Origin of the sequence: Subtercola sp. Z020 (genome assembly GCF_002931235.1) — a bacterium.
In the GTDB taxonomy this organism is placed as follows: domain Bacteria; phylum Actinomycetota; class Actinomycetes; order Actinomycetales; family Microbacteriaceae; genus Subtercola.
The window spans coordinates 1-2321 of sequence record NZ_PSTT01000021.1 but is presented as its reverse complement, the minus strand read 5'-3'; the positions used below and the strand labels follow the sequence as shown (position 1 = coordinate 2321).

General features: G+C 69.6%; 1 protein-coding gene. It reads right to left on the bottom strand.

All coding sequences use genetic code 11. From position 1 onward, the window contains the following. Window positions 1–90: 90 nt before the first annotated feature. On the bottom strand, window positions 91–1848 hold the full coding sequence (locus tag C5B96_RS02730) for a methyltransferase (protein WP_104242731.1): 1758 nt from the start codon (window positions 1846–1848) through the stop codon (window positions 91–93). Between the last annotated feature and the right edge of the window lie 473 nt (window positions 1849–2321).

The window sequence follows — 2321 nt, the reverse complement described above, 5'->3', positions numbered from 1 at the left end:
GGCGGGGCGTCGGGCGGGCGCGGCGCCCGGCGGGCGCGTGCCTGCCCGCGCCCGCGCCGCGCCGCGCCGAGCCGCGCCGCTCAGCCCATCTCACCGCAGCGGCAGCAGGAAGCCGTCGTCGACCAGCGACCGCACCCGCGGCAGCACATCGGCCACCAACGCCGCCTCGTCGACCTCGAGCAGGTGCGCTATGGCCCCGCAGATCTGTCCGAGCGTCAGGTCTCCATCGCACGCACCCACCAGCGCGGCCAGTGCCGTGTCGAGCGAGACCGTGCGCGCGAAGCCGCTCCCCTGGCGGAGGCTCATCACCGTGGGGTTCTCCTGCCCCGGCCAGTAGTGCCGCTCCTCCGTCACATCGGAGGCGTACGTCACGATCGAGGCCAGCAGGCTCCGATCGGTGAGCGCGGCCTGCCAGTCGTGGCCCGTGAGGGCCGTCTCGAAATACTCACCGAGCCCCGCCGGGTTGTCGCCGCGCCCGCCGTGCAGCGTCTCGAAGCGCGCAAGCCGCGGGGTGTCTCGCAGGGTGTCTTGCGCGGAGTCCGCCGGGGCCCGCAGTAGCACGTACCCGAACCCCACGTGCGTGACGCCCCGGGCGCTGAAGTCGTCGAGCCAGGCGGCGTACAACTCCTCGAAAGCAGGAGTTCCGGGGCGCGTGCCGCCGTCGCGGATCCACGTCTCCGCGTATAGCGGGGCATCCTGCAGCTCGCGCTCGATCACCCACGCATCGAGGCGGGTCGCCTCCGTCCAGGCGCGAACGCGGTCGAGGCCCGACGCCTCGGCGGCTGCGGGGGTGGTGGCTGCGGTGGCGGTGGCGGTGGGTGCTGTGTCGGCGAGTGCGGTACCGCCCGCTGCGTCGTCTGCAGCTGCACCACCTCGCGGCGTCGCAGCGTGGTACTCCCAGTTGCCGAGCAGCTGCGCGATCCCTCCCGGCGTGAGGTGCTGCTCCGCGCCACGGATCACCGTCTGCACGAGGGCATCGCCCACGAGTCCGCCGTCGCGGTACTCGTAGAGCGGCACACCCTCGCGGCGCGGCGTGATGACGAACGGCGGATTGGAGACGATCTGGTCGAAACGATCATCCAGAACCGGCTCGTACAGGCTGCCCAGCCGGAACTCGATGTTCTCGATCGCGTTCAACTCGGCGTTCAGCCCCGCCAGCCACAGGGCACGCTCGGAGATGTCGGTCGCGACGACCCGGCGCGCATGCCGGGAGGCGTGCATCGCCTGGATGCCGCAGCCCGTGCCGAGATCGAGCGCGGAGTCGACAGGCGCGTTGATCATCAGCCCGCTGAGGGTCGTGGATGCTCCGCCGATGCCGAGCACGTGATCCTCGCTGATCGCATGGCCGAGAGCAAGCTCTCCGAGGTCGGAGATAATCCACCAGCTGCCGGCGCCCAACGTGTCGACGAAGCTGTACGGCCGCAGGTCGAGCAGCGCGCGGAGCAGGGGGCGCGGGGCTCGGTTCTCGCCCGGCACCACCTCACCCTCACCCTCACCCTCACCCTCACCCTCACCCTCACCCTCACCGAGATGCTCGTGCCGCGACTGCCCCACCGGGCCCAGCAACCCCAGCTTTTCGGCGCCATTGCTTCCCAGCTGCGGGAGCGCGGCATCCACCACATCGCGCTCCAGCGGCTCGTTCAGAACGAACAGCGCTGCGAGAGCCTCGGCCCGCGAGATCGGAATGCCCTCCCCCCGACGACCCTCGAGCGCCCGAAGTGCCGGAAGCCGCTGCCCCCGGAACAGCGCCGCCGCCGCGCTCTCCCCCCACAGCTGCCCGACCGTCTCCACGCTGAACGCTGACGTGATCAGGTCGCGGCGCAGGTCGGCAATCAGCGAAGAACTCATTGCTCCATTCAAGCGCACCCCTTCCTCGGCTGCTTCACTGGCGCTTCTGCTGGCTGTTGCCTTGCGAACACGTGGTGCCTGATGTCGGGAAATGCGAGGCTGCCGCGCCCTTCGGGCTTGCCTACGGCAGCGTGGTGCGGATGCGCGGGTGCCTCCTCGATGGTTGCTCTGGACAGCGGGTTCCGCTTTCGGGATGGTCGGCAGGATGGCCAGTTCCCGTAACGCGCGGTGCTCGGAGCAAGGAGACACGCAGGCACGGAGGCACGGAGGCACGGAGGCACGGAGAATTTGCTGTCATCCGGTGGCTGAATCAGTTCCGCCTTGGGCCTCCCGATCATCGGCAGGTGGGTGGTGTTTTTGGGGTCGATGGTGATTGGTGGGTGGTTTGGTTGTGCCATGACCACTTCAGCCGCTTCTCTGCTTGCTGGGCTTCAGGATGCCTGGGAGTGCTTGAGCGATGCCGGTGGTGTTGG